This is a genomic window from Stenotrophomonas sp. YJH_SMC_58 (assembly GCF_059369635.1).
Map to the genome: position 1 here is coordinate 92,028 of NZ_JCAFSW010000004.1, position 26,917 is coordinate 118,944.

Annotated in this window: 26 protein-coding genes and 1 tRNA gene; 21 read left to right on the forward strand and 6 right to left on the reverse strand. The window is 66.0% G+C overall.

Translation table 11 applies throughout. From position 1 onward, the window contains the following. Positions 1-11: 11 nt before the first annotated feature. A complete protein-coding gene (locus tag AC5P68_RS07090) occupies positions 12-551 on the reverse strand; it encodes a Smr/MutS family protein (RefSeq protein WP_005409007.1) in 540 nt (179 codons plus the stop codon). Positions 552-760: 209 nt separating this feature from the next. Here AC5P68_RS07090 and surE point away from each other — a divergent pair, with 209 nt between their 5' ends. The 5 genes from surE to AC5P68_RS07115 all read left to right on the forward strand — a co-directional run bounded on the left by surE (position 761) and on the right by AC5P68_RS07115 (position 4,329). After that, positions 761-1,540: a 5'/3'-nucleotidase SurE gene (gene surE, locus AC5P68_RS07095; protein ID WP_005409008.1), complete on the forward strand. Its 780-nt coding sequence runs from the start codon at positions 761-763 to the stop codon at positions 1,538-1,540. Next, positions 1,537-2,214 (forward strand): protein-L-isoaspartate(D-aspartate) O-methyltransferase, encoded by a 678-nt coding sequence (locus AC5P68_RS07100; RefSeq protein ID WP_049404305.1) that lies wholly within the window; start codon positions 1,537-1,539, stop codon positions 2,212-2,214. The genes surE and AC5P68_RS07100 overlap by 4 nt, the downstream gene beginning before the upstream one ends. Positions 2,215-2,232: 18 nt before the next feature. Then, on the forward strand, positions 2,233-2,847 hold the full coding sequence (locus AC5P68_RS07105) for a YqaA family protein (RefSeq protein ID WP_049404306.1): 615 nt from the start codon (positions 2,233-2,235) through the stop codon (positions 2,845-2,847). Next, positions 2,844-3,635 carry a peptidoglycan DD-metalloendopeptidase family protein gene (locus AC5P68_RS07110; protein ID WP_005412928.1) on the forward strand — a complete coding sequence of 264 codons (792 nt, stop codon included), beginning with the start codon at positions 2,844-2,846 and terminating at the stop codon, positions 3,633-3,635. The genes AC5P68_RS07105 and AC5P68_RS07110 overlap by 4 nt, the downstream gene beginning before the upstream one ends. A gap of 184 nt (positions 3,636-3,819) precedes the next feature. Beyond that, complete coding sequence (locus AC5P68_RS07115; RefSeq protein WP_049404307.1) at positions 3,820-4,329, forward strand: hypothetical protein; 510 nt, start codon at positions 3,820-3,822, stop codon at positions 4,327-4,329. A gap of 7 nt (positions 4,330-4,336) precedes the next feature. On the opposite strand, the gene AC5P68_RS07120 is transcribed toward AC5P68_RS07115, so the two are convergent. Together AC5P68_RS07120 and yhbY are read right to left on the reverse strand one after the other, a co-directional pair. Next, complete coding sequence (locus tag AC5P68_RS07120) at positions 4,337-4,711, reverse strand: Mth938-like domain-containing protein (RefSeq protein WP_049404309.1); 375 nt, start codon at positions 4,709-4,711, stop codon at positions 4,337-4,339. Between the two features lie 13 nt (positions 4,712-4,724). Further along, positions 4,725-5,030, reverse strand: a complete 306-nt coding sequence (gene yhbY, locus AC5P68_RS07125; protein WP_004152868.1) for a ribosome assembly RNA-binding protein YhbY — start codon at positions 5,028-5,030, stop codon at positions 4,725-4,727. A gap of 65 nt (positions 5,031-5,095) precedes the next feature. On the opposite strand from yhbY, the gene rlmE reads away from it, so the two are divergent. The 15 genes from rlmE to AC5P68_RS07200 all read left to right on the forward strand — a co-directional run bounded on the left by rlmE (position 5,096) and on the right by AC5P68_RS07200 (position 20,429). Continuing rightward, positions 5,096-5,728 carry a 23S rRNA (uridine(2552)-2'-O)-methyltransferase RlmE gene (gene rlmE, locus AC5P68_RS07130; protein ID WP_005409014.1) on the forward strand — a complete coding sequence of 211 codons (633 nt, stop codon included), beginning with the start codon at positions 5,096-5,098 and terminating at the stop codon, positions 5,726-5,728. Positions 5,729-5,797: 69 nt separating this feature from the next. Next, positions 5,798-7,732, forward strand: coding sequence for an ATP-dependent zinc metalloprotease FtsH (gene ftsH, locus AC5P68_RS07135; RefSeq protein ID WP_005409015.1), 1,935 nt, complete (start codon positions 5,798-5,800; stop codon positions 7,730-7,732). A 102-nt stretch (positions 7,733-7,834) separates the two neighbouring features. Beyond that, the gene (locus tag AC5P68_RS07140; RefSeq protein ID WP_005416039.1) at positions 7,835-8,020 is read left to right on the forward strand and encodes a hypothetical protein; all 186 of its coding nucleotides are present in this window, start codon (positions 7,835-7,837) and stop codon (positions 8,018-8,020) included. A gap of 584 nt (positions 8,021-8,604) precedes the next feature. After that, on the forward strand, positions 8,605-9,501 hold the full coding sequence (gene folP, locus AC5P68_RS07145; RefSeq protein ID WP_049403889.1) for a dihydropteroate synthase: 897 nt from the start codon (positions 8,605-8,607) through the stop codon (positions 9,499-9,501). Next, complete coding sequence (gene miaA / locus AC5P68_RS07150; protein WP_005412933.1) at positions 9,501-10,454, forward strand: tRNA (adenosine(37)-N6)-dimethylallyltransferase MiaA; 954 nt, start codon at positions 9,501-9,503, stop codon at positions 10,452-10,454. The genes folP and miaA overlap by 1 nt, the downstream gene beginning before the upstream one ends. Before the next feature lie 96 nt (positions 10,455-10,550). Further along, positions 10,551-10,826, forward strand: coding sequence for an RNA chaperone Hfq (hfq, locus tag AC5P68_RS07155; RefSeq protein WP_004152891.1), 276 nt, complete (start codon positions 10,551-10,553; stop codon positions 10,824-10,826). Positions 10,827-10,840: 14 nt separating this feature from the next. Further along, on the forward strand, positions 10,841-12,151 hold the full coding sequence (gene hflX / locus AC5P68_RS07160) for a ribosome rescue GTPase HflX (RefSeq protein WP_033834134.1): 1,311 nt from the start codon (positions 10,841-10,843) through the stop codon (positions 12,149-12,151). Between the two features lie 120 nt (positions 12,152-12,271). Next, positions 12,272-12,766, forward strand: coding sequence for a CinA family protein (locus AC5P68_RS07165; protein ID WP_005409020.1), 495 nt, complete (start codon positions 12,272-12,274; stop codon positions 12,764-12,766). Between the two features lie 34 nt (positions 12,767-12,800). Next, positions 12,801-14,483 (forward strand): 2-polyprenylphenol 6-hydroxylase, encoded by a 1,683-nt coding sequence (gene ubiB / locus AC5P68_RS07170; RefSeq protein WP_033834183.1) that lies wholly within the window; start codon positions 12,801-12,803, stop codon positions 14,481-14,483. Positions 14,484-14,669: 186 nt separating this feature from the next. Next, positions 14,670-15,305 (forward strand): transcriptional repressor LexA, encoded by a 636-nt coding sequence (gene lexA, locus AC5P68_RS07175; RefSeq protein WP_005412936.1) that lies wholly within the window; start codon positions 14,670-14,672, stop codon positions 15,303-15,305. A 204-nt stretch (positions 15,306-15,509) separates the two neighbouring features. Continuing rightward, on the forward strand, positions 15,510-16,547 hold the full coding sequence (gene recA / locus AC5P68_RS07180) for a recombinase RecA (RefSeq protein WP_005412937.1): 1,038 nt from the start codon (positions 15,510-15,512) through the stop codon (positions 16,545-16,547). 110 nt (positions 16,548-16,657) lie between these two features. Further along, a complete protein-coding gene (gene recX, locus AC5P68_RS07185) occupies positions 16,658-17,149 on the forward strand; it encodes a recombination regulator RecX (RefSeq protein ID WP_005409024.1) in 492 nt (163 codons plus the stop codon). Between the two features lie 109 nt (positions 17,150-17,258). Further along, positions 17,259-19,907 (forward strand): alanine--tRNA ligase, encoded by a 2,649-nt coding sequence (alaS, locus tag AC5P68_RS07190; protein WP_033834136.1) that lies wholly within the window; start codon positions 17,259-17,261, stop codon positions 19,905-19,907. A gap of 147 nt (positions 19,908-20,054) precedes the next feature. Continuing rightward, positions 20,055-20,258 carry a carbon storage regulator CsrA gene (csrA, locus tag AC5P68_RS07195; RefSeq protein ID WP_004152909.1) on the forward strand — a complete coding sequence of 68 codons (204 nt, stop codon included), beginning with the start codon at positions 20,055-20,057 and terminating at the stop codon, positions 20,256-20,258. Positions 20,259-20,336: 78 nt separating this feature from the next. Next, positions 20,337-20,429, forward strand: a tRNA-Ser gene (locus tag AC5P68_RS07200). A 74-nt stretch (positions 20,430-20,503) separates the two neighbouring features. Here the strand turns inward: AC5P68_RS07200 and AC5P68_RS07205 are convergent. Continuing rightward, complete coding sequence (locus tag AC5P68_RS07205) at positions 20,504-20,965, reverse strand: DUF4189 domain-containing protein (protein ID WP_080356468.1); 462 nt, start codon at positions 20,963-20,965, stop codon at positions 20,504-20,506. 121 nt (positions 20,966-21,086) lie between these two features. Continuing rightward, positions 21,087-23,417: a TonB-dependent receptor domain-containing protein gene (locus tag AC5P68_RS07210; RefSeq protein WP_288416166.1), complete on the reverse strand. Its 2,331-nt coding sequence runs from the start codon at positions 23,415-23,417 to the stop codon at positions 21,087-21,089. 225 nt (positions 23,418-23,642) lie between these two features. Here AC5P68_RS07210 and AC5P68_RS07215 point away from each other — a divergent pair, with 225 nt between their 5' ends. Beyond that, on the forward strand, positions 23,643-24,125 hold the full coding sequence (locus AC5P68_RS07215; RefSeq protein WP_033834139.1) for a hypothetical protein: 483 nt from the start codon (positions 23,643-23,645) through the stop codon (positions 24,123-24,125). Between the two features lie 58 nt (positions 24,126-24,183). On the opposite strand, the gene aceE is transcribed toward AC5P68_RS07215, so the two are convergent. After that, positions 24,184-26,856, reverse strand: a complete 2,673-nt coding sequence (aceE, locus tag AC5P68_RS07220; RefSeq protein ID WP_049433272.1) for a pyruvate dehydrogenase (acetyl-transferring), homodimeric type — start codon at positions 26,854-26,856, stop codon at positions 24,184-24,186. Positions 26,857-26,917 lie beyond the last annotated feature (61 nt).

Consider the following 26,917-nt stretch of genomic DNA (forward strand, 5'->3'; position numbering starts at 1 on the left):
GTCCCCCTTTTTCAGCGCCGCGCCAGCAGCACCAGCACCGCGCCGGTGCCGCCTTGCCCGGTCGGCGCCGAATGGAATGCCAGTACGTCGTTGCGCAGCCGCAGCAGGCGGTCGACCAGGTTCTTCAGTACCGGCGCGCCGCCGTCGGACTGCAATCCCTTGCCGTGGATGATGCGCACGCAGCCATACTCGTGTGCATGCGCTTCCAGCAGGAACTGGCGCAGCAGCGTCTCGGCCTGCGCGGCGGTGGCGCCATGCAGGTCCAGTTCGTCCTGCACCGAATACTGGCCACGCTTGAGGCGCTGGAACAGGCGAGGTGGCAGGTTGTCGCGGCGATAGCTGGCCACGTCGCCGGCTTCCAGTGGCGTGCTGTCGCGCAGCAGCCGGGCGAACTCGCCGGCGGCTTCGGCCTCGTCACGTTCGGCCATGCGCGCGCGCGGCTTCGGCCGGGGCGCAGCCGGTGCCGGCTCGGCATCCTTGCGCAGCGGCGTCACTTCGCCGATGGCCGCGCGGAACAACGCGGCCGGATCTTCGTCTTCAGGGTGCGACATGCGCACAGGGTAAACCGCTGGCGCAGGTCTGCCTATGACGGTTCGATGTCGGCCGTGACCGCCGGCAGGGTAGGACCGGCGGCTCGCATGCGGCACAATAGACGATGCCCTTGCACGGTCGACGGCTTCCGCAGGGGAGTACGACGGTCCCGCCCACACTGCACGGTGATGGAATCGAATTCTTGGAAAATCAAGCGGTTAAATCGAAGATGCGAATCCTGGTCAGTAACGACGATGGCGTCGACGCCGCAGGCATCCGGATGCTTGCTTCGGTGCTGCGTGAGGCCGGTCACGAAGTCACGGTGGTCGCGCCCGACCGCGATCGCTCCGGCGCCAGCAATTCGCTGACCCTGGACCTGCCGATCCGCCTCAAGCGCATCGACCATTACACCGTCTCGGTGGCCGGTACCCCGACCGACTGCGTGCACCTGGCGCTGACCGGGCTGCTCGAGTTCGAACCCGACATTGTCGTGTCCGGCATCAACAACGCCGCCAACCTCGGCGATGACGTGATCTATTCCGGCACCGTCTCGGCGGCGATGGAAGGTCGCTTCCTCGGCCTGCCGGCGGTGGCGGTCTCGCTGGTCACCCGCAACCACGATCCGAAACACTTCGAGACCGCCGCGCGCGCTGCGGTGGAGATCGTCGCCCGGCTCAAGGCCGATCCGTTGCCGGCTGACACCATCCTCAACGTCAACGTGCCGGACCTGCCGTGGAACGAGGTCAAGGGCTTCGAGGTCACCCGCCTGGGCAACCGCCATCGTGCAGAAGGCTGCATCGCGCAGAAGGACCCGCGCGGCAACGAGGTGTACTGGATCGGCCCGGCCGGTCGTGAGCAGGACTCCGGCCCCGGCACCGATTTCCACGCGGTACGCACCGGCCACATCTCGATTACCCCGATCCAGGTCGACCTGACCCGCTACCAGGCACTGGAGAAAGTGGCCAGCTGGGTCGGCGGCCTCAGCGCCGCGCTGGACCAGCCGGCATGAGCCCACGCCTGCGCCTGCAACCGGAAGCCGTCGGCATCGGCATGACCTCGCAGCGTGTGCGCGACCGCCTGGTCGATCGCCTGCGCGAGGCTGGCATCGTCGACGAGTCGACCTTGAATGCGATCCGGGTAGTGCCGCGCCATCTGTTCATCGACGAAGCGCTGGCGTCACGCGCCTACGAAGACACCGCCCTGCCGATCGGCCACGGCCAGACCATCTCCCAGCCGTGGGTGGTGGCGCGCATGACCGAAGCCGTGCTGCAGGTCTCGCCAAAGAAAGTGCTGGAAGTCGGTACCGGCTCCGGCTACCAGGCCGCCGTGCTCGGCGCGCTTGGCCTGGAGATCTACACCGTCGAACGCATCGGCGACCTGCTGCGACAGGCGCGCAAGCGCTTCCGTGCGCTGGGCATGAACATCCGCACCAAGCATGATGATGGTCGCGCCGGCTGGGTCGAGCACGGCCCGTTCGATGCCATCGTCGTCACCGCCGCGGCGCCTGCACTGGTCGATGAACTGGTCGAGCAGCTGGCCGAGGGCGGCCGCCTGGTGGCGCCGGTCGGCGGGCCGGCTGGGCAGTCGCTGGTGCAGCTGGACCGCAGGGCTGACGGCAGCATCGAACAACGCGTGCTGGCGCCGGTCACCTTCGTGCCGCTGCTGTCCGGCATGCTCGACTAATCCACGGAGCAGGGTTGCATGAAGATTTTCGGGCCGCTGTACGAGCGGGCGATGAAGTGGGCGGCGCACGAACGCGCGCCGACCTACCTGACGGTGTTGAGCTTCTTCGAGGCGATCATCTTTCCGGTGATGCCGGAAGTGATGCTGGCGCCGATGTGCGTGGCCCAGCCGAAACGCGGCTGGTGGTTCGCCACCCTCAGCCTGGCCGGCTCGATGGTCGGCGCACTGCTTGGGTATGCACTGGGCCATTACGCCTTCGAGGCGATCAAGCCGCTGTTCGAAGCGCTGGGCATGCTGCCGGCAATCGAGCAGGGCATCACCACCGTGCAGGCGAAGATGGCCGAGTCGCCGTGGGCGGTGTTCACCTTCCTGGTGCTGGGCGGCTTCATGCCCATCCCGATGAAGGTCTTCACGTGGGCATCGGGTATCGTCGGCGTGCCGATGCCGCAGTACCTGTTGAGCATGCTGATCGGTCGCGGCAAGCGCGTGTTCGTGCTGGCTGCGGTCATCCGTATCGGTGGTGCGCGTGCTGAAGCGGCACTGCGTCGCTGGATTGAACCGCTGGGCTGGATCGCCACCGCGTTGGTGGTGGTGCTGATCGCCTGGCTTGTATGGAGGTCGAAGTTCGCATGAATCCTGATCGTCTGAGCAAGGGAGTGCGCATCGGCGCGCTGGCGTTGCTGGTTTCCACCCTGGCCGCCTGCGGCACCGCAACCGTGGTTCGTCCTGGTGGTGGCAGCACCGGCGGTGGTGTGACCACGCCGAAGACCTCGGTGCCCAAGCCCGGGCAGACTGTGGTGGTGCGCAAGGGCGATACCATCTATGCGCTGGCCCGCATCCATGACATCACCCCGGCCGACCTGATTGCCTGGAACAGTCTGGACAACCCCTCGACCATCCATCCGGGGCAGGTGATCCGACTGTATCCGGCCGGTGCCAGCGGCGGCCGCGCGCCGACCACGGTGGTCACCCCGCCGCGCTCGGGTGGCAGCAGCGGCGGCAGCACCACATCGGTCCCGGCCCCGGCGCCGGTGGGTCCGGTGAAGAGCAACATCGCCTGGCGCTGGCCGGCCGATGGCGCGATCGTCGGCCGCTACGTGGCCGGTGACGCGACCAAGCAGGGCGTGGACATCGCCGGTACCAGCGGCCAGCCGGTCAAGGCCACCGCCAACGGTGTGGTGGTGTACTCCGGCGCCGGCCTGGTCGGCTACGGCGAGCTGATCATCATCAAGCACAGCGACCAGTGGCTGTCGGCCTATGGCCACAACCGCAAGCGCCTGGTGAATGAAGGGCAGAGTGTGAAGGCCGGTGAGCAGATCGCCGAGATGGGCCGCACCGGTGCGAACCGCGACATGGTCCACTTCGAGATCCGTTACAACGGCAAGCCGGTGGATCCGCAGCAGTACCTGCCGGCACGCTGATCGTCGTTGGATCGGGGAGCGCCGGGCCACGCCCGGCGTTCCCGACCTGCAGCGCCGAGCCATGCTCGACTCGCTGTACGCTGGCCGCCGTGGGTGGCCATTTGCGACCATGAGAGGCGCATCTCAAGCTTCCCGGCGAGCCAGGGAAGCGGCATGCTTCAACGGCCCCCCAATCCGGTGCCGCATGTCTCGCCCAACAGCCCTTTTCGTGCTGCTCATCGTCGCGCCATTGGCGGCCGCCGCCAGCAGCGATCCACGTGACGTGGTCACCCGGCTCTACGACGCCATCCAGGCACCGACGTCGAACGAAACGACCGTTTCCCCACTGCTGGGTGAGGCCCTCCGCTCAGCCATCGCTGGGCAGCGTGCATATGAACAGGCCTGCACCGTACTGGCGGCGCCTGATGAAAAGCCGCACATGCTGGACCGGAGCCCGTATCTGCTGGCGCCGGATCGACCGGAAACGATATCCGTGGGAATGCCCGGATCGAGCGGTGACGCCACTTGGATCCATGTCGACATGGCCGTGGGCGACTACCGCTGGACCGACCGGGTCCTGCTGCAGCGGCAGGACCGGGACTGGAAGGTCATGGATATCCGCTGGGGGCAGGGCGGCAACCTGATTGGCCGGCTCAAGGCGTTCTCGGCATTCCGCTGCACACCTTCGGGCAGCTGGCCAGGAGCCACCCGGTGACTCGACCTCAGCCTTCCAGAATGAAGGCGGCGGCGACCTTGCGGCCTTCGCTGGCCAGGATGTTGAAGGTGCGCGCGGCGGCTGGATTGTTCATCACTTCCAGGCCGATGCCGCGTGACAGGCAGGCGGCCATCACCACCGCCGGCGGGAACACCTGACGGTCACCCGTGCCGAGCACGATCAGCGCCGGATTCAGCGCCAGGATCGGCTCCAGGTCAGCCACCTGCAGCGCAGTGGCGCTCACCACCGGCCATTGCGTGACCAGCTGGTCCGGGGTCAGGAAGAAACTGCTGCCCAGAGCCTGGTCATTCACCTTGGCCGAGCGGCCATCGGCGGCACGGAGGCTATAGGCGTAATCCGGCGGTTCGTGGTTCAGCTGCATGGCAGTAGGGCGATCAGCCGCGCGGCAGCACGATCTGGCGCTGTTCCTTGCTCGGGCGGTACAACACGGCGACGTGGCCGATGCGCTGCACCAGCGCGCTTTCGGTGGCTTCGACGATCTCGCCGATCATCACGTCACGGGCGTCGCGGTCTTCGGCAGCGACCTTCACCTTGACCAGCTCGTGGCGCTCCAGCACTTCGTTCAGCTCAGCGATGAAGGCCGGGGTCACACCCTTGCCGCCGGTCTGCAGCAGGGCCTTCAGGTCGTGGGCTTGGCCGCGCAGGAAACGGGTCTGGGAGGCGGTCAGGGCGATGGACATGCAGGAAAACACGGTTGAATGGGGCGATCAGGGTATCATGAGGACCCCATCAGCCCCTATTTTCAATGGCTACCCGCAGCAAAAGCAGCCAGCGCTGGCTCAAGGAACACTTCTCCGACCCCTTCGTGAAGAAGGCCCAGGCCGAAGGCATGCGCTCGCGCGCCGCCTACAAGCTCGAAGAGCTGCTGGAACGTGACCGGTTGCTGAAGCCGCACATGGTGGTGGTCGACCTCGGTGCCGCCCCGGGCGGCTGGTCTCAGCAGGTGCGGAGACAGATCGGCGACACCGGTCGCGTGCTGGCGCTGGACATCCTGGACATGCCGCCGCTGGCCGGCGTGGAGTTCCTTCATGGTGACTTCAGGGAAGAAGCCGTTCTATCGCAGTTTGAAGCCATGCTCGGGGATCAGCCGGTAGACCTTGTGCTGTCGGACATGGCCCCCAATAAGAGTGGTGTAGGCGCGGTCGACCAGCCGCGGATGATGCACCTGGCGGAGCTGGCCCTGGATTTTGCCGACAACCACCTGAAGACCGGTGGGGCGTTCCTGATCAAGCTGTTCCAGGGTGAAGGCTTTGACGACTACGTGCGCGACATGCGTCGCCGGTACGACAAGGTCTCCATCCGCAAGCCGGAAGCTTCGCGCAAGCGCTCTCCCGAGGTGTATGCCTTGGGTCAGGGAAAACGCGCCCACATGAAGTAAGCTCGCAACGTACGCAAGTTCGACCCCAACGCAACGCCAGCACTGAGAGGAACACCGGAGCCAATGAGGATGAACGACTTGACCAAGAACCTCCTGCTATGGGTGGTCGTCGCCGTCGTGCTGATGGTGGTCTTCCAGAGCTTCTCGCCGAAGTCCTCCGGGGCCGGCGCGCAGGGCGCGTCTTACTCGCAGTTCCTGGACCAGGTGGACAGCGGCAACGTGCAGAAGGTCGCCTTTGGCGGCGACATGCGCGGCGGTACCAGCCAGCTGACCTACACCACCCGCGGTGGGCAGTCGTCCACCATCACCGCGCCGTTCGATCGTGACCTGATCAACGTGCTGCGTACCAAGAACGTGGAGATCGTGCAGGAGGAGCCGTCCAGCGGCATTTCCCTCGGCGCGATCCTGATGAATTTCCTTCCGGTCATCCTGATCATCGGCTTCTGGTTGTTCATCATGCGCCAGATGCAGGGCGGTGGCGGCGGTGCCAAGGGCGCGATGTCCTTCGGCAAGTCGCGCGCCAAGCTGCAGGGCGAAGACCAGATCAAGGTCACCTTCGCCGACGTCGCCGGCTGTGACGAGGCCAAGGAAGAAGTGGGCGAACTGGTCGACTTCCTGCGCGACCCGTCCAAGTTCACCAAGCTGGGTGGCAAGATTCCGCGCGGCGTGCTGATGGTGGGCCCGCCGGGTACCGGCAAGACGCTGCTGGCCAAGGCCATCGCCGGCGAAGCCAAGGTGCCGTTCTTCTCGATCTCCGGTTCGGACTTCGTGGAAATGTTCGTCGGCGTCGGCGCCAGCCGCGTGCGTGACATGTTCGAGCAGGCCAAGAAGCACGCGCCGTGCATCATCTTCATCGACGAAATCGACGCCGTCGGCCGCCACCGTGGCGCCGGCCTGGGCGGCGGTCACGACGAGCGCGAGCAGACCCTGAACCAGCTGCTGGTCGAGATGGACGGTTTTGAAGGCGGCGAAGGCGTGATCGTGATCGCTGCGACCAACCGTCCGGACGTGCTGGACCCGGCGCTGCTGCGCCCGGGCCGTTTCGACCGCCAGGTCGTGGTCGGCCTGCCGGACGTGAAGGGCCGCGAGCACATCCTCAAGGTCCACATGCGCAAGCTGCCGCTGGCTGACGACGTCGAGCCGATGGTGATCGCGCGTGGTACCCCGGGCTTCTCCGGTGCGGACCTGGCCAACCTCTGCAACGAGGCGGCCCTGTTTGCCGCGCGTGGCAACGAGAAGGAAGTCCGCATGGACCACTTCGACCGTGCCCGCGACAAGATCCTGATGGGTGCCGAGCGCCGCTCGATGGCCATGAGCGAGGACGAGAAGACCCTGACCGCGTACCACGAGGCCGGCCACGCCATCGTCGGCCGCCTGGTGCCCGAGCACGACCCGGTCTACAAGGTGACCATCATTCCGCGCGGCCGTGCGCTGGGTGTGACCATGTACCTGCCGGAAGGCGACAAGTACTCGATGAACCGCGTGGCGATCCAGTCGCAGCTGTGCTCGCTGTACGGCGGCCGCGTCGCTGAAGAACTGATCTTCGGCGAGGATAAGGTCACCACCGGCGCCTCCAACGACATCGAGCGTGCCACAAAGATGGCCCGCAACATGGTCACCAAGTGGGGCCTGTCCGAGCAGCTCGGCCCGATCGCCTATGGCGAAGAGGACGACGAGGTGTTCCTGGGCCGTTCGGTCACCCAGCACAAGAGCGTGTCCAACGACACGGCGCGCCGGATCGACGAGGAAGTGCGCAACATCCTCGATAAGGCCTACGCCCGCACGACCCAGCTGCTGACCGAGAACATCGACAAGCTGCACGCGATGTCGCAGCTGCTGCTGCAGTACGAGACCATCGACGCGCCGCAGATCGACGCGATCATGGAAGGCCGCGATCCGCCGCCGCCGGCGGGCTGGAGCAAGTCGAACAAGGATGGCGGCAACGACAAGGGCGGCGACGCCCGTCCGCTGCCGCCGATCGCAGGCCCGGCCGAATCGCACTGACGGCCCGCTGCAGGTGACACCAGACGAGGCCGGGGCAACCCGGCTTCGTCGTTTCCGGGCCACTGGCCCATCCCGAAGAACCGATCTGACGCTGGAGCCCGCATGTCCGCCCCGAAGCCCGAACCGATTTCCCACACCGCCGAGATGGTGATCGCCACCGTGGTCGGCGTCGGTGTGGGCTTGGGGGCCGACAACCTGCTGCTGGGCTGCGTGGTGGGTATCGCCGTTGGCATCGTGCTGAGCATCGCCAGGACCCTGTACGTGGACCGCAAGCGCCGCCGCCGTTGAGGGGGTGTCGGCAGGGCTGCGCCCTGCACCCGCGGTAGTGCCGGCCGCTGGCCGACAACCTCAACAGCAACAGCAACAGCGGGCTTTCCGTAGGATGGCGGGGCGGTGTCGGAGGGCGGGGACGCTGCAAGTACGTCCCTGTAAGCTTGGCAGCCGCATCCATGCGGCTGACACCCCGCACTCCGACACCGCCCCACCTCTGACAGATTCCTGCTGCTGTTGGTAGGTGTCGACCTTGGTCGACACGTAGATCCACGCCATGCGTGGATGAATCTCCATCGAACTCGAGTATCTCGAGAATTGAACGAAGAGCATCCACGCATGGCGTGGATCTACCGGTCCCCATCCAACCGTCACCGGGAATCTGTCGGAGGTGGGGCGGTGTGGGGCTGCAGGACCGTTGGCGCCATGGATGGCGCCATCGAGCCCCCAAGGACGGGTTTACGGCGTGTCCTGCAGCCGCACACCGTCCCGCCAGACCATCAGCAATCCAGAGCCGCATTAGCTTTGGCCGTTGCCTCTGCGGGTGCAGGGCGCCGCCCTGCCGAACTAAACTACCCGCCGTTGTCCCTGCAGGATTGCCCATGTTCGATACCTCGCCCCAGCTCGATTGCGCCGGCCGCATCCTGCGCCTCGATCGTGCCCAGGTCATGGGCATCGTCAACGTCACCCCGGACTCGTTCTCCGATGGCGGCGCGCACGACACCACCGAGGCTGCGGTCGGCCATGGCCTGAAGCTGGTCGAGGAGGGCGCGGACCTGCTGGACATCGGCGGCGAATCGACCCGGCCGGGCGCTGCGCCGGTATCGGTGGAGGAGGAACTGCGCCGGGTGATTCCGGTGATCGAGCAGCTGGCCGCGCGCACCCGGGTGCCGATCAGCATCGACACCTTCAAGCCGGAAGTGATGCGCGCGGCGGTGGCGGCTGGCGCCGGCATGATCAATGACATCTACGGCCTGCGTCAGGAAGGGGCGCTGGACGCCGCCGCTGCAACCGGCGTGCCGGTGGTGCTGATGCACATGCAGGGCGAGCCAGGCCACATGCAGGCCGATCCACATTACGACGACGTGGTCGCCGAGGTGCACGGCTTCCTGGTCCAGCGCCTGTTCGCTGCCGAGATGGCGGGCATTGCGAAGAAGAACCTGCTGATCGATCTCGGTTTCGGTTTCGGCAAAACCACTGCCCACAACATGACCCTGCTGGCACGCTCCGAGCGGTTCCTGGAGCTGGGCCTGCCGATGCTGGCTGGCCTGTCGCGCAAGCGCAGCCTGGGCGAACTGACCGGTCGCGACACGCCGTCCGAGCGCGTGGCCGCCTCGGTGGCCGCGCACCTGATCGCGGTGCAGCGCGGCGCACGCATCGTGCGCGTGCATGACGTGGCCGCCACCATCGATGCGCTGAAGATCTGGCAGGCAGTCGAGGCCGTGCCAACGCCGCGCGCCGACGCCACGCCGACGATCCGCTGGCCGGACGAAGACTGATGGGCATCGACCGGCGGCCACTGGCGATCGCCGTGATGGGGCCGACCGCCAGTGGCAAGACCGCCACCGCGATCGCCCTGGCGAAGCAGCTGGATGGCGAGATCGTCAGCGTCGATTCGGCGCTGGTCTACCGGCATCTGGATATCGGCTCGGCCAAGCCGGATGCGGCCGAGCGGGCGCAGGCGCCGCACCATCTGCTGGACCTGCGCGATCCGTGGCAGACCTATTCGGCGGCCGAGTTCGCCGCCGATGCCGGCCGCGTCGTTGCCGACATCGTGGCACGCGGCAAAACGCCGATCCTGGCAGGTGGCACGGGGCTGTACTTCCGGGCCCTGCTGCAGGGCCTGTCGCCGATGCCGGAGGCCGACCCGGTGATGCGCGAAGCACTCAGCACCGAGGCGGCCGAGCGGGGCTGGGCGGCACTGCACGCAGAACTGGCCATGGTCGATCCAGCCGCAGCCGCACGTATCCATGCCACCGACCCGCAACGCATCCAGCGGGCGTTGGAGGTCTATCGCCTCACCGGCACGCCGATCAGTGAATGGCAGCGCCGGCCGGGCGTCGCGCCATTGCCGGTGCGCACCCTCAAGCTGATCCTCGCCCCGCGTGACCGCGCGGTACTGCACCAGCGCATCGAGGCGCGCTTCGACGCCATGCTGGCGCAGGGCTTCCTGGACGAGGTGCGGGCACTGCGTGCAATGCCGGAAATGGCCGCCGTGACGGCGCCGCTGGACCTGCCGGCGGTGCGCGCGGTTGGCTATCGCCAGGCCTGGGAATACCTGGACGGGGAGGGTGATGCCGCCCGTTTCCGTGACAAGGCGATCTTCGCCACCCGGCAGCTGGCCAAGCGCCAGCTGACCTGGCTGCGCGGCGAGCTTGATGCGCGCTGGTTCGACCCCCATGTCGATGGGGAGCGCCTGGCCGGCGCGGTGTCGACCTTCGTCGCACGCTGAACCCCCGCCAGCCGTGTAACATCATCGGTCGGCGGGCGGCTCGGGGGCCGTGGCAACCGTCGGCAACCCAATAAGAACAATAATCAGGAGTGTGCAATGTCCAAGGGGCAATCGCTGCAGGATCCTTTCTTGAACGCACTGCGGCGCGAACGCGTGCCGGTTTCGGTGTACCTGGTGAACGGCATCAAGCTGCAGGGCACGATCGAGTCGTTCGACCAGTTCGTGGTCCTGCTGCGCAACACGGTCAGTCAGATGGTCTACAAGCACGCCATTTCCACGGTCGTTCCGGCACGCAACGTGAAGGTTGGCCCGGGCGGTGGTTACGTGCAGTCGGGTGAAGGTGGTCAGGCAGGTGATGAAGCAGACGAGTAAGACCGGAGCGGTGAATGTTTGACCGCTCGAAAAAGGGTGAACACGCCCTGTTGATCCAGCCCCATTTCGGCAAGCTGGAAGACGATGTGCTGGAAGAATTCGGTGATCTGGCCCGCTCGGCTGGGGCCAGCATCGCCGCGACGATCACTGCGCGCCTGGACCGACCGAATCCGTCGACCCTGATCGGCAGCGGCAAGCTGGACGAGATCAAGGCTGCGGCAGATGCCAGCGGTGCCGACCTGATCCTGGTCAACCATGCGTTGAGCCCGGGCCAGGAACGCAACCTGGAACGTTTCCTCGAGCGCCGGGTGATCGACCGTACCGGCCTGATCCTGGACATCTTCGCCCAGCGTGCGCACAGCCACGAAGGCAAGCTGCAGGTCGAACTGGCGCAGCTGCGTCACCTGGCCACGCGGCTGGTGCGAGGCTGGACCCATCTGGAGCGCCAGCGCGGCGGTTCGATCGGCCTGCGCGGCCCGGGTGAAACCCAGCTGGAAACCGACCGCCGCCTGCTGCAGAAGCGCGTGGAGCAGCTGCAGAAACGCCTGGAAAAGGTCGAAGTGCAGCGCACCCAGATGCGCCGTGCGCGTGTGCGCAGCGAGCTGCCGCGCGTGGCCCTGGTGGGCTACACCAACGCCGGCAAGTCGACCCTGTTCAACGCCATGACCGGCGCCGAGGCCTATGCCGCCGACCAGCTGTTTGCAACGCTGGATCCGACCGTGCGCCGCATTGCGGTTCCGGGTGGCAACGTGGTCCTGGCCGACACCGTCGGCTTCGTCCGCGACCTGCCACATGACCTGGTTGCGGCGTTCCGCTCGACCCTGTCCGAGGCGCGCGAGGCGGATTTCCTGCTGCACGTGGTCGACGCTGCCGATCCGCACCGCGAGGAGCGCATCGCACAGGTCGACGAGGTACTGACCGCGGTCGGTGCCGGTGACCTGCCGCAGCTGCTGGTGTTCAACAAGATCGACCGCATCGATGGTGCCGACGTCCGCCACGATGGCCAGGACGGTATCCCGGATGAGTCGCGTCGCGAGCGGGTGTGGATCTCCGCGCGTGACGGGCAGGGCCTGGAGCTGTTGCAGGCGGTACTGGGCAAGCGCCTGGGCCTGCAGCATGTCACCGGCGAACTGCGCCTGCCGCCGGATGCCGGCCGCCTGCGCGCGCGCCTGCACCAGCTGGAAGTGATCCGCAGAGAGCAGGCCGATGAAGACGGCTGGCTGCTGCAGGTCGACCTGCCGATCGCCGAAGCCGAAAAGCTGGCTGCCAGTGCCGACGGCGCGCCGATCCGGGCGCTGCTGCCGGAGAAGCTGCCGGAGTGGTGAGGTAGCGGCCAATCCCCGGTAGTGCCGGCCGCTGGCCGGCAACCACCGTGCTGGAGGGGCGCGACATCCGCCTGTCATCTGCGGTACAACGTGCAGGTTCTTCACCCCACCGTCATGCCGATGTCCATCCCCACCGACGCCGACCTCAACGCCCAGTCCGCCGCGCTCGGGCAGCGCCTGCAGCAGGCTTCGCTGCAGCTGGTGACCGCTGAAAGCTGCAGTGGCGGCTGGATCGCCAAGTGCATGACCGATATCGCCGGTTCCTCGGCGTTCTTCGACTGTGGCATGGTGGTCTACAGCTACGAGGCCAAGCAGCGCCTGCTGGGTGTGCGCGCGCAGACCCTGGAGCAGTTCGGTGCGGTCAGCCGCGAAACCGTGCTGGAGATGGTGTCCGGCGCACTGGTCAATTCCGGTGCCGGCATCGCCGTGGCGGTGACCGGCATCGCGGGTCCTGGCGGTGGCAGCCCGGACAAGCCGGTCGGCAGTGTCTGGATCGGCTGGAAACGCCGGGGCGGCTATGCCCGCGCCGAGCTGTTCCAGTTCGATGGCGACCGCGAAGCCATCCGCCGGCAAACCGTGGCGGCGGCATTGCGCGGTATCGACGCCCAGCTGTGACATGCTGCTCCGGTAATCGTCCGGAGCACGCATGATGTGGGAAACGCTGGGCACGGTCCGTGACCTGGGCCGACTGCAGGAAATTGCCGTCGTCCTGATCCGCTATGGCTTCGGCGACGTGGTGCGGCGCATCGGCCTGGCCAGCACATTGGAGCGGGCAGGGCGCCTTCTGCACTGGAACGAGGAGCGGCAGGAACTGCTGCGGATGACCGCACCGGTGCGCGTGCGCAGCGCGATGCAGGATCTCGGTCCCACTTTCGTCAAGCTCGGGCAGGTGCTGGCGACGCGCGTTGACCTGCTGCCGCCGGAATGGATCGCTGAGCTGTCCGAACTGCAGAACGCGGTACCTGCGCTGCCGTACGCGGACATCCGTGAGCAGCTCGAGGCCGACCTTGGCGCACCGCCTGCAGAGGTGTTCGCGTTCCTCGATGAAACCCCGATGGCTGCCGCCTCGCTGGCGCAGGCCCATCGCGCACGCCTGCATGATGGTCGCGAGGTGGTGCTGAAGGTGCGGCGCCCCGGCATCCGCGATGTGGTCGAGGCCGACCTGCGTCTGCTGGCCCGCCTGGCCGAGATCGTTGAAGCGCGACTGCCGGACCTGCGTCGTTACCGCCCGGCCGAAGTCGTGCAGCAGTTCACCGTGTCGCTGCGCCGCGAGCTGGATTTCGCTGCCGAATGCCGCAATGCCGAGCGCATCGCGCGCAACTTCAGCGGCCGTGACGACATACTGATTCCGCAGGTGCACTGGCAGTGGACCTGCGAGAGCCTGAACGTGCAGGACTTCGTCGACGGCATTCCTGGCCGAGACCTGGCCGGCGTCGATGCGGCGGGCTTGGACCGGCGCGAGCTGGCACGGCGTGGCGCCGGCATTGTGCTGAAAATGGTGCTGGAGGACGGCAGCTTCCACGCCGATCCGCACCCGGGCAACATCATCTATCTACGTGATGGCCGCATCGGCGTGATTGATTTCGGCATGGTCGGCGCCTTGTCGGAAGTCCGGCGTTTCCAGGTGGCGCAGCTGCTGCACGGGCTGGTCGAGCAGGATCCGCAGGGCGTGGCCGACGTGCTGCTGGACTGGGCCGGCGGTGTTGAGGTGGACGAGAACCGGCTGCAGCACGACATCAGCCAGTTCGTAGATCAATACCGTGGCGTGCCGCTGAAGGACCTGCGCATCGGCCTGATGCTGGGCGACATCACCCAGCTGCTGCGCAGCTACAGCCTGACCCTGCCGGCTGACCTGGCGCTGATGATCAAGGCGTTCCTGACCCTGGAGGGCATGGGCCGGCAGCTGGACCCGGATTTCGACATGGCCAGTGCCGCGCGCCCGTTCCTGGAGCGGGTGGTGCTGCAGCGCTACGCGCCCAAGGCGCTGCTCAAGCGCGGCCGCCGCAGCCTGCTGGGCCTGGTCGACTTCGCCGGTGAGCTTCCCCGCGACCTGCGCAAGCTGGTGCAGGCGGCGCGCCGGGGACGCCTGCAGTTGAAGGTGGAAACCACGGCGCTGCAAGGCTTTGGCGAACAGGTGAACCGCGCAGCGAACCGGTTGGTGATGGGCATCGTCACTGCTGCGCTGATCATCGGTTCCTCGATCGTGATGCACAGCGTCGGCGGCGTCTCCAGCCGCTGGCTGCTGGCGCTGGGCGTCTGCGGCTTCATCGGCGCCGGCTTCTGCGGCGTGTGGATCCTGTTCTCGATATGGAGAAGCGGTAAACACACCTGAGTGTGTTTACCGCGGAATCGCGCAACGATTCCTGTAGAGCCGACCGCTGGTCGGCTGCTTTCGCCCTTGCATTCGCCTTTGCCGCCCGGCCATTCGCCCGACTGCCGAGTATGGCTCGCACTACAGATGTTGCCGTGTCGCCCCCGGCACTTGCAGTCCCGGATATTAGTAGTAATACTACTAACCATGGACCTGACCGACACCCAGCAGGCGATCCTGCAGTTGATCGCCGAGCGTATCGAGAGCGAAGGCGCGCCGCCCTCGCAGACTGAAATCGCACGTGCGTTCGGCTTCAAGGGCGTGCGCGCGGCCCAGTACCACCTGGAAGCCCTGGAGCAGGCCGGTGCGATCCGTCGCATCCCTGGTCAGGCCCGCGGCATCCGCCTGGTACAGGCACCGCCGGTCGAGAAGCTGGCCGAGCCGGGCCTGCCCGACAGTGTGCTGCGCCTGCCGGTGCTGGGCCGGGTTGCGGCCGGCCTCCCGATCGGCGCCGACATCGGCTCGGACGATTTCGTGGTGCTGGACCGGGTGTTCTTCTCGCCAGCGCCGGACTACCTGCTGAAGGTGCAGGGCGATTCGATGATCGACGAGGGCATCTTCGACGGTGACCTGATCGGCGTGCATCGCACCCGCGACGCCCATTCCGGGCAGATCGTGGTGGCCCGCATCGATGACGAGATCACGGTCAAGCTGCTGAAGATCGCCAAGGATCGCATCCGCCTGCTGCCGCGCAATCCCGATTACAAGCCGATCGAGGTACTGCCGGATCAGGACTTCGCGATCGAGGGCCTCTATTGCGGCCTGCTGCGGCCCAACCGTTGACCCGTTCCATAGCGCATTACCCCGCGGTCTTTTGTGGCGATTCTCTGGTTCCACTGAGGTTGGTACGGATGTCCGATAATTCTTTTCAGAGCGCCGGGCAGAATCTCAGCCTGTGCGATACGTCCGACTTAAAGTGAACCCATGGCAAAGAAGACCCCCAAAGACAGCACCTCCAACGACACGACCTCTGCAAGGACCAATCCGATGGACGAGAACAAGAAGCGCGCCCTCGCTGCAGCTCTGGGCCAGATCGAAAAGCAGTTCGGCAAGGGCTCGGTGATGCGCATGGGCGACCGCGTGGTCGAACCCGTCGAAGCCATCCCGACCGGTTCGCTGATGCTCGACATCGCGCTGGGCATTGGTGGTCTGCCGAAGGGCCGTGTCGTTGAGATCTACGGGCCGGAATCCTCGGGCAAGACCACCTTGACCCTGCAGGCCATCGCCGAATGCCAGAAGATGGGCGGTACCGCGGCCTTCATCGACGCCGAGCACGCGCTGGACCCGATCTACGCCGCCAAACTGGGCGTGAACGTGGACGACCTGCTGCTGTCGCAGCCGGACACCGGTGAGCAGGCGCTGGAAATCGCCGACATGCTGGTCCGTTCGGGTTCGGTCGACATTCTGGTGATCGACTCGGTTGCCGCGCTGACCCCGAAGGCCGAAATCGAAGGCGAGATGGGCGACCAGCTGCCTGGCCTGCAGGCCCGCCTGATGAGCCAGGCGCTGCGCAAGCTGACCGGCAACATCAAGCGCTCCAACACCCTGGTGATCTTCATCAACCAGCTGCGCATGAAGATCGGCGTGATGATGCCGGGCCAGAGCCCGGAAACCACCACGGGCGGCAACGCGCTGAAGTTCTACGCCTCGGTCCGCCTGGACATCCGCCGTATCGGCGCGATCAAGAAGGGTGACGAGATCATCGGTAACCAGACCAAGATCAAGGTCGTCAAGAACAAGCTGGCACCTCCGTTCAAGCAGGTCATCACCGAGATCCTGTATGGCGAAGGCATCAGCCGTGAAGGCGAGCTGATCGACATGGGTGTGGATGCCAAGCTGGTCGAGAAGGCTGGCGCCTGGTACAGCTACGGTGAAGAACGCATTGGCCAGGGCAAGGACAACGCCCGCGGCTACCTGCGCGACAACCCGACTGTCGCCGCCAAGCTCGAGGCCGAGCTGCGCGAGAAATTCCAGCCGGCCGAAGCGGCCCGCGAGGAAGGCGACGACGAAGGCGAAGACGAATAAGGCTTGCTGTGGGGCAGGGTGGCGCCGTCAGTGACGTCGCCCTGTCCCGCAGGTTCGAATCGCCCAGGGATGGGCTGGGCGCCACGGATGGCGCCACCCTTGGAGTACCCATGTCCGACGCCGAAGACATTCCGACCGGCCGCAAGCGCCGGCCGCGTGAGCAGACCCCCGTGCAACGGGCACTGGGCCTGCTGGTCCGCCGCGAGCACTCGCGCAAGGAACTCACCCGCAAGCTGACCGCCCGTGGCATCGAAGACGAAGCCGCGCAGGCCGCTGTCGCCAAGTTGACCGAGGCCGGCTGGCAGGACGACACCCGTTTTGCCGAGAACCTGGTGAGGATGCGCGCCAACACCGGTTATGGGCCGATCCATGTCCGCGCCGAGCTGGGGACCCACGGCCTGGACAGTGCCGCGATTGCCGCAGCGATGGACAGCTACGAAGGCGACTGGCAGGAAAACGCCCGTGATCTGGTCCGCCGGCGCTTTGGCGAGGCCGGTCCGCAGGACCTGACACAGCGGCGCAAGGCTGCCGATCTGCTGGCCCGACGGGGCTTCGACGGCGACAGCATCCGCCGCGCGACCCGCTACGACCCGGATGACTGAGACTGGCGGCGCCGGGCCTGATACCCTTTAGGTTTTCGGCGGTCCCTCGCGAACCTGGCCAACGCGGCCGGTGGTCCGGGTCCGCCGGCCCGCAGACTGCCAGCCCCCAATGAACGCATCCGCCAAATTCACGACTTCCCAGATCCGCAGCGACTTCCTTGAATTCTTCAAGGGCAAAGGCCACACCATCGTGCCGTCGGCGCCGCTGGTGCCGGGCAATGATCCGACCCTGCTGTTCACCAACTCCGGCATGGTGCAGTTCAAGGACGTGTTCCTTGGCGCGGAAAAGCGCAGCTACGTGCGCGCGGCCGACGTCCAGCGCTGCCTGCGCGCGGGCGGCAAGCACAACGACCTCGACCAGGTCGGCTACACCGCGCGCCACCACACTTTCTTCGAAATGCTGGGCAACTGGTCGTTCGGCGACTACTTCAAGAAGGACGCGATCGCCTGGGCCTGGGAACTGCTGACCCAGGTCTGGAAGCTGCCGGCCGAACGCCTGCTGGTCACCGTCTACCAGACCGATGACGAAGCCTACGCGCTGTGGCGCGACATGGTCGGCGTGCCGGAAGAGCGCATCGTGCGCATCGGCGACAACAAGGGCGCACCGTTCGCTTCGGACAACTTCTGGCAGATGGCCGACACCGGCCCGTGCGGCCCGTGCACCGAAATCTTCTACGACCACGGTGACCATATCGCCGGTGGCCCCCCGGGTTCCCCGGATGAAGACGGCGACCGCTTCATCGAAATCTGGAACCTGGTGTTCATGCAGTTCGACCGCCAGCCCGACGGCACCCTGGTGCCACTGCCGGCGCCGTGCGTGGATACCGGCATGGGCCTGGAGCGCCTGGCGGCGATCCTACAGCACGTGCACACCAACTATGAGATCGACCTGTTCCAGGCCCTGATCCGCAAGGCCTCCGAGCTGACCGGCACCGCCGACCTGGAAAACAAGTCGCTGCGCGTGATCGCCGACCACATCCGTGCCTGTTCGTTCCTGATCGTCGATGGCGTGCTGCCGTCCAACGAAGGCCGCGGTTACGTGCTGCGCCGTATCATCCGCCGCGCACTGCGCCACGGCTGGATGCTGGGCGTGCGCCAGCCGTTCTTCAGCAAGCTGGTGCCGACCCTGGTCGAGCAGATGGGCGAAGCCTATCCGGAACTGCCGGCTGCGGTGGACACCGTCACCCGTGCGCTGCAGGCCGAAGAAGAGCGTTTCGCCGAAACCCTCGACGCCGGCATGAAGATCTTCGAGGACGTCGCGGGGAAGGCCAGCAATGGCGTGATCCCGGGCGTTGACGCCTTCCGCCTGTACGACACCTATGGTTTCCCGCTCGACCTGACCCAGGACATCGCCCGCGAGCGCGACCTGACCGTCGACATTGCCGGCTTCGATGCCGCGATGGAGCAGCAGCGCGAGACCGCGCGCGCGGCCGGCAAGTTCGGTGGTGGCGTGACCCTGCCCGCCGAGCTGGTGGCGACCCTGAGCCCGACCCTGTTCCTGGGCTACGACCGCCTGCAGGCTGACGGCCTGACCGTGCTGGCCCTGCTCAAGGACGGCCGTCCGGTGCAGTCGGCCGATGCCGGTGACGCAGTCATCGTCATCACCAACCAGACCCCGTTCTACGCCGAGTCCGGCGGCCAGGTCGGTGACACCGGCGTACTGACCGGCAACGGCGTGCGCCTGGCGGTGGACGACACCCAGAAGTTCGCCGGCCAGTTCCATGGCCATGTCGGCACCCTGTCCGAAGGCGGCCTGAAGGTCGGCGACGTGCTCTCCGGCCAGGTCGATGGCGAGCGCCGTGGCGCCACCATCCTCAACCACTCGGCCACCCACCTGCTGCACGCCGCCCTGCGCGAAGTGCTGGGCACCCACGTGCAGCAGAAGGGCTCGCTGGTCGCTCCGGACCGCCTGCGTTTCGACTTCTCGCACTTCCAGCCGATCAGCGCGGAAGAGCTTGCCGTGATCGAGCGCAAGGTCAACCAGCAGGTGCGCGCCAACAACGCCGCTGAAGTACACAACATGGGCATGCAGGAAGCGCTGGACTTCGGCGCGATGGCCCTGTTCGGCGAGAAGTACGGCGAGCACGTGCGCGTGTTGAAGATGGGTGACTACTCCACCGAGCTGTGCGGTGGTACCCACGTCAACCGTACCGGCGACATCGGCCTGTTCAAGATCACCTCCGAGGGCGGCGTCTCCGCGGGCGTGCGCCGCATCGAGGCTGTTACCGGCCAGGGTGCGCTGGATTACGTGGACGCCGAAGAGGCCCGCCTGGCCGAGGCCGCTGAACTGCTCGGTGGCAGCGCTGCCGACGTGGTCGAGAAGATCCGTGCCCTCGGTCAGCGCCAGAAGCAGCTGGAGCGCGAACTGGAGGCCGTGAAGGCCAAGGTCGCCGCCGGTGCCACGGCCGATCTGTCCGGCCAGGCCGTCGAGGTTGCTGGCGTGAAGGTACTGGCTGCCCGCCTGGAGGGCTTCGACGCCAAGGCCCTGCGTGACGCCATGGACCGCCTCAAGCAGCAGCTGGGCGACGCGGTGATCGTGCTGGCCGGCGCCCAGGACGGCAAGGCCGCCCTGGTCGCGGGTGTGAACGGCAGTGCAATGGGCAAGGTCAAGGCCGGGGAACTGTTGTCCCATATCGCCAGTCAGATCGGGGGCAAGGGCGGCGGACGCCCGGACCTCGCCCAGGGTGGTGGCGAGGACGGGCCCGCCCTTGCCACTGCGCTGGCTGCAGTCGTCGAATGGGTCAGCCCCCGCCTGTGATGAACCTGGCCGTCCCCCTCCTTGTAGGAGCGGGACGGCTGACGGTACCATTGCGAATCTTTTCCCTTTGTCGTGGTAGCGCTTCTTGACGGAGCGTCAAGCCGGTGGGGGATACCCTTCCACACGGTTCCATGGAGACTTACAAAAATGTTGATCCTGACTCGCCGCGTCGGCGAAACCCTGATGATCGGAGACTCGGTGAGCGTCACCGTGCTTGGCGTCAAGGGTAACCAGGTGCGTATCGGCATCACCGCGCCGAAGGACGTTGCTGTGCATCGCGAAGAGATCTATCAGCGCATCCAGCGCGGTGACGAAGCCGGTGGCACCGGTAGCGAAAATTCTGCCGAATAACGCTTTACCTTCGCACTCGATTAACGTTATGATTCACGCCCCGCTGAGGTGCAACGCACCAGACGCGGAGAAAACCCCGGAGTGATGCCCGAGTGGCCGAAGGGGCTCCCCTGCTAAGGGAGTATAGGGTCAAAAGCTCTATCGAGGGTTCGAATCCCTCTCACTCCGCCAGATACAAAGAAGCGCCTGCAGATCCTCGATCTGCAGGCGTTTTTCTTTATCCGACACTCGCAGCGTGGAGCTGACTATCCTGGCAGATCGGTGCGGGAGGCAGGCGTTGGCATGGGCGTGGGTGTCATCGCTGGTGCCGCAGCGGGTGTACGCGGCAGCTGTGGCGGTTCAATGTGGCGAGGTGGAATTTCCCGCCACAGCAACGCAAGCGTGCAGTCGTTGGCACGTTCCCTGCACATTCTTTCGGCCTTCCGCTGCGCGGCGTCCGCGGTCTTCTCACCCAGTGCAAAGCCCAACGCGATCGTGCCGGTAGCTATGGCCGAATAGCCTTCGCTGGTGGTGCTGGCGGACTGACCGCAATTGCGCGATCGCGCTGCGCAGTAGTGCAGCGACTGCTGCATCGCAGTGGTGAGGGAAGACTGGTTCATCGAATAGCCGTAGCGGCCATCCTTGTCGTAGGTGATCGCAGACGCAGCACTTGCGGCTGATGAAACGGACAACAACAGCGCCAGTGAAACCGCATGCTTCCAGTTCATCACGCTCTCCTCTTTTGCCGATGGTGAATCAACCGGCGCGTGTGGCGCAACCACGCAGGGGGGGCGGGGCAGAACGCCTGCAGGCCATTTGCCCGCAGGCGCGTACCGATGCGTTCGATCCTCAGAGCTTCACCGTCACGCCCACCTGGAAACCGCGCCCGGGCAGCGGCGCGATGTACTTCAGCGGCGAGTTGTGCGGCCGTGCTTCTTGATTGAGCAGGTTGCTGCCGTTGACGAACACCTCCATGCCGGCGATGTAGCTGTTGCGTACCGGCAGCTCACGGCTGACCTGCAGGTCGACCAGGTTGAATGCATCCAGCGGCACTTCCTCGCTCACGTTGCGGCCGAGGTACTTCTGCGTGTCGTAGTAGGTGCTGGACAGCCGCGCCTTCCAGCCCTCGCGCTGCCACTGCAGGGTGGCGCCGTAGCGGTTGGTCGGCATGTTCGGCAGGTACTCGCCGTCATTGTGGGCACGCAGCGAATCGGGGCGGTCGGCCTTGTTCTTCACCAGGTCGGCGAAGGCGGACACGTTCAACGTGCCGTAGCGGCCCAGGTCCAATGCCTGCGAGGCATCGATCTCGAAGCCCTTCACCGTGGTGTCGGTCTGCTTCCAGTACTTCAGCGGCAGGCGGTTGGCGGTCTGCATGCCCGAGTAACCCAGGTACAGGTAGTTCTCGTACTTCATCCGGTACGCGGTGGCCAACAGTTCGAAACCACCGAGGTGGAACAGGCCGGTCAGTTCCAGGTTCTTCGCGCGTTCCGGCTCGAGGTTCTGGTTGCCTTCTTCCTGGGTCATCACCGAATAGTGAGCATTGCTCGCGTACAACTCGTTGATCTCAGGTGCGCGCTGCGAGGACGAGTAGCGCACCTTGGCGGCGAACAACGGACCGAGCTCGACATACGATCCCAGGCTGTAGCTGTTGAGCCGGTAGTCGCGGTCCTGCAGTTTCGCGTTGGCGGCATTGCGCGCGGTCTTGAAGCGGCTTGGTTGCAGGTCATGGTCAACCCGCTCGTGGCGCACGCCAGCGTCGAAACTGGCCCAGCCGAAGTCCAGCGTCTCCTTCAGGAACACCGCGTTGCTGCGGGTGTCGACGTCAGGCAGGTAGCGCAGCGAGCCACTGCCGGTGACATCACGCGACTGGTGGCTGAAACCCAGCATGCCGCTGAGCGGACCGACGCGCTGATGGCTGAGCAGCAGCTCGGCCTGGGTGCTCTCGAAATCGTAGTCGTTGGCGCGGGTGGCACCCAGCCGCTCGCCCGAGGTGTTGTCCAGCTTGGAAACGCGCAGTTCGGCGCGCTCGAACCACGGCAGCGGATCGCGCAGCAGGGCTTCCAGTGCATAGCGTTCCTGCTTGATCACCACCCCCACCGGCAGCCCGTTGGCATAGTTGGAACCGAACGACAGGTTCTGCATCGAGAACCCCGGCACGCCGTACTCGCTGTCCTTGGCATCGATGCTGATACCCACGTAACCACGGTCGAAGAACAGGGTCGACCCGAGCGCCACCTGCGAATTTCTCGCGTAGCTGTTGCCCAACCGGTGATGGTAATCGGGCGTCACGTCGTTGTTGATCTGCTTCTGCACGTACGAAGGCGTGCCGGGTACGTAGGCCGGGTTGACCGGATTGATGTAGGTGCGGCGCTGCCAAACCGAAGTCGGGTTGTTGGTGTAGAACGAGAAATCACCGTCGGCCCAGTCCGGGTTCTCGGTCATGAACTGGTCGATGTAAGGCTGCGAGGCCTTGTTGTAGATCTGCTGCACGCGCGCTTCCTTCTGGCAGCTGTCGGCGAGGGCCGAGTTGACACCACCGGAGGCCGGGAACAGGTGGGTGTTGCAGACGGCGGCCTTGCTGTTGCCGGGGATGTCGAAGTGCGAGATGCGCTGGCGCGAGACCTGCAGGTTGGTTGAGATGTTGCGCTGGTTGTTGAAGTTCATGCGGAAGCCCTGCGCGTCGGCTGCATTGAAGCCCTTGCGCAGGACCAGCTCCATCGACTGGTCCTTGTCTTCCATGCGGCGCGAGATCAGGCCCGAATCGATCTCCACGCTGCCACCGATCGCATTGCCGCCGTAGCGCACGGTGTCGGAAGACTTGTTGACGGTGACACTGCGTACGAACAGCGGATCGAACGGGATGTTGATGTCGCCGCTGATCGCGTTCATCCCGAGGATGGACTGGCCGTCCTGCAGGATCTGCACGCGGTTGCCACTGAGGCTGCGGATGACCGGGGCACCCGCGTTCGGCCCGAAAGCACTGTTCTGCACGCCGGAGACGTGTTCGAGCAGGCCGCCCAGGGTGCGGTTCTGCGCCTGTGGGTTGTCGACGGTGACCCGGCTGTCGATACGGGAGGGCTGGCTGGCCTGGACCTGGAGGGTGGGGAGGGTGGGTTCGTCCGCGGCCTGGGCGCTGTGGACGGCGAACAGAAGGGCGGTAGCAAGGAGATGGCGACGCATGGCACGGTCCGTGAAATTGACGTGAAATGTTATAACGTAACTATTCGGGTCAACAAGAGCGGAAACCGCCTCGATTCAATGGGGAGGGTGCTTTGGCCTCTCGGAATGGGACGGAGTCTCCCTCGTTCAGCGCACCGCCTTGCGCGTGCTGCTGGCGACCGGCACGATCTGGGCACTGCCCCGCAACGCCCCACGCAGAGCTTCCTCATTCAAACGGAGCCCCGTATGAAGCTGTTGTCCGCTGTGTTGTTGTCTGCGCTTTCGCTCTCCGCCGTTCCGGCGCTGGCGGTGGAAGCTTCGCCCTCACCGCTGCTGGGGCGCTGGTCGCTGGATATCGCCACGTCTGCGTTACCCGAAGCACAGCGCCCGAAGCAGGTGGTGCTGGAGTTCAAGGACGCCGGTGCGGGTCGGTGGAGTTCACACGTTGACATCGTCCTGCACGACGGCAAGACCATGAAATCCGACGGCACGTTGGCGCTCGACGGTACGCCGGGGCCCTTGTCCGGCACCTACGGCGCGGACAAAGCCAACCTGAAACTGCCGGCGCCGAATACCCTGGTGATGCAGCTGGTGGACCATGGTACGCCGGCCTCCACCCGCATCTATACCGTGGCGGCCGACCGTACGACGATGACCGAGACCAAGGCGTTCTACGGCCACGACGGCACGCCGATCCTGCAGACCAACCTGTTCAAGCGGATACCGTAGCGGCGCCGCCTGCGCCATGCCCACGGGGAGGGAATCCGCGGGCATGGCACCGGCAGCCTCACAACGCGGCCGGGTCGCGCTTGGCGGTGTCGATGCCGTACTTGTCGATGGCCTCCTGCATCCGCGAGCGCTCGATGCGGCCTTCGTCGGCCAGCGACTTCAGGGCGGCCAGCACGATGAAGTGGCGATCCACTTCGAAGAACGTGCGCAGCGACTCACGCGTGTCGGAACGGCCGAAGCCATCGGTACCGAGTGCGATGAAGCGGCGGTCGTTGATGAAGGGACGGATCTGGTCGCCGACGATCTTCATGTAGTCGGTGGCCACCACCACCGGGCCGTCATGGCCCTGCAGGCACTCCTGCACGTAGGGTACGCGCGGTTCCTCAGCCGGGTGCAGCAGGTTCCAGCGTTCGGCGGCCAGGCCATCGCGGCGCAGTTCGGTCAGGCTGGTCGCGCTCCACACATCGCTGGCGATGCCGAAGTCCTGCTGCAGCAGTTCTGCCGCAGCTTCCACCTCGCGCAGGATCGAGCCTGCGCCCATCAGCTGCACGCGTGGCTGCGAGGCGGCATCGGCGGCTGCCGGACGCAGCAGGTAGAGGCCCTTCAGGATGCCGGCCTCGGCGCCTTCGGGCAGTGCCGGCTGCGGGTAGTTCTCGTTGAGTACGGTGATGTAGTAGTAGATGTCTTCCTGGTCGACATACATGCGGCGCAGGCCGTCATGGATGATCACCGCCAGCTCGTAGTTGTAGGTCGGGTCGTAGGACACGCAGCTGGGAATCACCGACGACAGCACGTGGCTGTGGCCGTCATCGTGCTGCAGGCCTTCGCCCATCAGCGTGGTGCGGCCCGACGTGGCACCGAGCAGGAAGCCGCGGGTACGCGCATCGGCAGCGGCCCAGGCCAGGTCACCGACGCGCTGCAGGCCGAACATCGAATAGAAGATGTAGAAGGGGATCGTGGCCAGGCCGTGGTTGCTGTAGGCGGTACCGGCGGCGATCCACGAACAGATCGCACCGGATTCATTGATGCCTTCCTGCAGGATCTGGCCGTCCTTGGCTTCCTTGTAATAGCTCAGCTGGCCGGCGTCCTGCGGGGTGTACAGCTGGCCCAGGTAGGAGTGGATGCCGATCTGGCGGAACAGGCCTTCCATGCCGAAGGTGCGCGATTCATCGGGCACGATCGGAATCACCAGCTTGCCAAGCTCCGGGTCCTTCAGCAGGCTGGTGAGGATGCGCACGAAGCCCATGGTGGTGGATTGGCCGCGATCGCCGCTGCCCTGCAGCTGGGTGTTGAAGATCGACAGCGGCGGCAGCGGTAGCGGATCGACCTTGGCCAGGCGCGCCGGCAGCTGCCCACCCTGGATGCGGCGGCGCTCGGCGAAGTAGGCCGCTTCGGCGCTGCCCGGTTCCGGGCGCAGATAGGGCATCTCCTCCAGCTGGTCGTCGCTGACCGGCAGGTTGAAGCGGTCGCGGAAAGCGCGCACCGCGTCGGCGCTCATCTTCTTCAGCTGGTGGTTGATGTTCTGGCCTTCGCCGGCTTCGCCCATGCCGAAACCCTTGACCGTCTTGGCCAGGATCACCGTCGGCCGGCCGCTGGTGTTCACCGCCTGCTGGTAGGCGGCGTACACCTTCTGCGGATCGTGGCCACCACGTGCCAGCGCCCAGATGTCGTCGTCGCTCATGTGCGCGACCAGCTCCAGCAGCTCCGGGTAGCGGCCGAAGAAATGCTCGCGCACGTAGGCGCCGCTCTGCGACTTGAAGGTCTGGTAGTCGCCGTCCACGCATTCCATCATGCGCTGGCGCAGCAGGCCGCTGTGGTCGCGGGCCAGCAGGTCGTCCCAGCCACTGCCCCAGATCAGCTTGATCACGTTCCATCCGGCCGCGCGGAAGGTGCCTTCCAGTTCCTGGATGACCTTGGCGTTGCCGCGTACCGGACCGTCCAGGCGCTGCAGGTTGCAGTTGACCACGAACACGATGTTGTCCAGCCGCTCGCGGCCGGCCAGGGAAATTGCCGCCAGCGATTCGGGCTGGTCCATCTCGCCGTCGCCGAGGAAGGCCCAGACCTTGCGGCCCTGGTGTTCTTTCAGGCCGCGGTATTCCAGGTAGCGCATGTAGCGCGCCTGGTAGGCGGCGGTCAGCGGGCCCAGTCCCATCGACACGGTGGGGAACTGCCAGAACTCCGGCATCAGGCGCGGGTGCGGATACGAGGACAGGCCTTCGCGGCCGGCTTCGCGGCGGAAGTTGTCCATCCGTGCCGGATCGATGCGGCCTTCCACGTACGCGCGGCCGTAGATCCCCGGCGCGGAGTGGCCCTGGATGTAGATCATGTCGCCGTCGAATGTGTCGGTACGGCCACGGAAGAAATGATCGAAGCCCACGTCGTACAGCACTGCCGCTGACTGGTAGGTGGCGATGTGGCCGCCGACGTTGGAGTGCTTGCCGGCACGCAGCACCATCACCATCGCGTTCCAGCGGATCATCGCGTTCAGGCGGCGCTCGATGGCCAGGTCACCCGGGTAGGCCGGCTGGCGCTCGGGTGGGATGGTGTTGACGTAGGCGGTCCAGGCACGGGTATGCAGGTCGCCGTGCTGCCGGGCGTCCAGATCGCTCAGCTGGTCGATCAGGTAGTGCGCGCGCGGCCGGCCGCCGGCCTGCATCACCGCCTCCAGCGATTCACGCCACTCCTGGGTTTCCAGTGGATCGGTATCGAAGGGAATGAGGGCTTGGTTCATGGCTGTCTCCAGAGGGCGCCGGTCGGACGTCTGCCTGGGCGACAACACCGGCAGGGCGCAC

What these genes read in the sequence shown, in the direction of transcription:
- AC5P68_RS07090 (WP_005409007.1), bottom strand. Translation starts at nt 551, where the DNA reads ATGTCGCACCCTGAAGACGAAGATCCGGCCGCGTTGTTCCGCGCGGCC.
- surE (WP_005409008.1), top strand. Translation starts at nt 761, where the DNA reads ATGCGAATCCTGGTCAGTAACGACGATGGCGTCGACGCCGCAGGCATC.
- AC5P68_RS07100 (WP_049404305.1), top strand. Translation starts at nt 1,537, where the DNA reads ATGAGCCCACGCCTGCGCCTGCAACCGGAAGCCGTCGGCATCGGCATG.
- AC5P68_RS07105 (WP_049404306.1), top strand. Translation starts at nt 2,233, where the DNA reads ATGAAGATTTTCGGGCCGCTGTACGAGCGGGCGATGAAGTGGGCGGCG.
- AC5P68_RS07110 (WP_005412928.1), top strand. Translation starts at nt 2,844, where the DNA reads ATGAATCCTGATCGTCTGAGCAAGGGAGTGCGCATCGGCGCGCTGGCG.
- AC5P68_RS07115 (WP_049404307.1), top strand. Translation starts at nt 3,820, where the DNA reads ATGTCTCGCCCAACAGCCCTTTTCGTGCTGCTCATCGTCGCGCCATTG.
- AC5P68_RS07120 (WP_049404309.1), bottom strand. Translation starts at nt 4,711, where the DNA reads ATGCAGCTGAACCACGAACCGCCGGATTACGCCTATAGCCTCCGTGCC.
- yhbY (WP_004152868.1), bottom strand. Translation starts at nt 5,030, where the DNA reads ATGTCCATCGCCCTGACCGCCTCCCAGACCCGTTTCCTGCGCGGCCAA.
- rlmE (WP_005409014.1), top strand. Translation starts at nt 5,096, where the DNA reads ATGGCTACCCGCAGCAAAAGCAGCCAGCGCTGGCTCAAGGAACACTTC.
- ftsH (WP_005409015.1), top strand. Translation starts at nt 5,798, where the DNA reads ATGAACGACTTGACCAAGAACCTCCTGCTATGGGTGGTCGTCGCCGTC.
- AC5P68_RS07140 (WP_005416039.1), top strand. Translation starts at nt 7,835, where the DNA reads ATGTCCGCCCCGAAGCCCGAACCGATTTCCCACACCGCCGAGATGGTG.
- folP (WP_049403889.1), top strand. Translation starts at nt 8,605, where the DNA reads ATGTTCGATACCTCGCCCCAGCTCGATTGCGCCGGCCGCATCCTGCGC.
- miaA (WP_005412933.1), top strand. Translation starts at nt 9,501, where the DNA reads ATGGGCATCGACCGGCGGCCACTGGCGATCGCCGTGATGGGGCCGACC.
- hfq (WP_004152891.1), top strand. Translation starts at nt 10,551, where the DNA reads ATGTCCAAGGGGCAATCGCTGCAGGATCCTTTCTTGAACGCACTGCGG.
- hflX (WP_033834134.1), top strand. Translation starts at nt 10,841, where the DNA reads ATGTTTGACCGCTCGAAAAAGGGTGAACACGCCCTGTTGATCCAGCCC.
- AC5P68_RS07165 (WP_005409020.1), top strand. Translation starts at nt 12,272, where the DNA reads ATGTCCATCCCCACCGACGCCGACCTCAACGCCCAGTCCGCCGCGCTC.
- ubiB (WP_033834183.1), top strand. Translation starts at nt 12,801, where the DNA reads ATGTGGGAAACGCTGGGCACGGTCCGTGACCTGGGCCGACTGCAGGAA.
- lexA (WP_005412936.1), top strand. Translation starts at nt 14,670, where the DNA reads ATGGACCTGACCGACACCCAGCAGGCGATCCTGCAGTTGATCGCCGAG.
- recA (WP_005412937.1), top strand. Translation starts at nt 15,510, where the DNA reads ATGGACGAGAACAAGAAGCGCGCCCTCGCTGCAGCTCTGGGCCAGATC.
- recX (WP_005409024.1), top strand. Translation starts at nt 16,658, where the DNA reads ATGTCCGACGCCGAAGACATTCCGACCGGCCGCAAGCGCCGGCCGCGT.
- alaS (WP_033834136.1), top strand. Translation starts at nt 17,259, where the DNA reads ATGAACGCATCCGCCAAATTCACGACTTCCCAGATCCGCAGCGACTTC.
- csrA (WP_004152909.1), top strand. Translation starts at nt 20,055, where the DNA reads ATGTTGATCCTGACTCGCCGCGTCGGCGAAACCCTGATGATCGGAGAC.
- AC5P68_RS07205 (WP_080356468.1), bottom strand. Translation starts at nt 20,965, where the DNA reads ATGAACTGGAAGCATGCGGTTTCACTGGCGCTGTTGTTGTCCGTTTCA.
- AC5P68_RS07210 (WP_288416166.1), bottom strand. Translation starts at nt 23,417, where the DNA reads ATGCGTCGCCATCTCCTTGCTACCGCCCTTCTGTTCGCCGTCCACAGC.
- AC5P68_RS07215 (WP_033834139.1), top strand. Translation starts at nt 23,643, where the DNA reads ATGAAGCTGTTGTCCGCTGTGTTGTTGTCTGCGCTTTCGCTCTCCGCC.
- aceE (WP_049433272.1), bottom strand. Translation starts at nt 26,856, where the DNA reads ATGAACCAAGCCCTCATTCCCTTCGATACCGATCCACTGGAAACCCAG.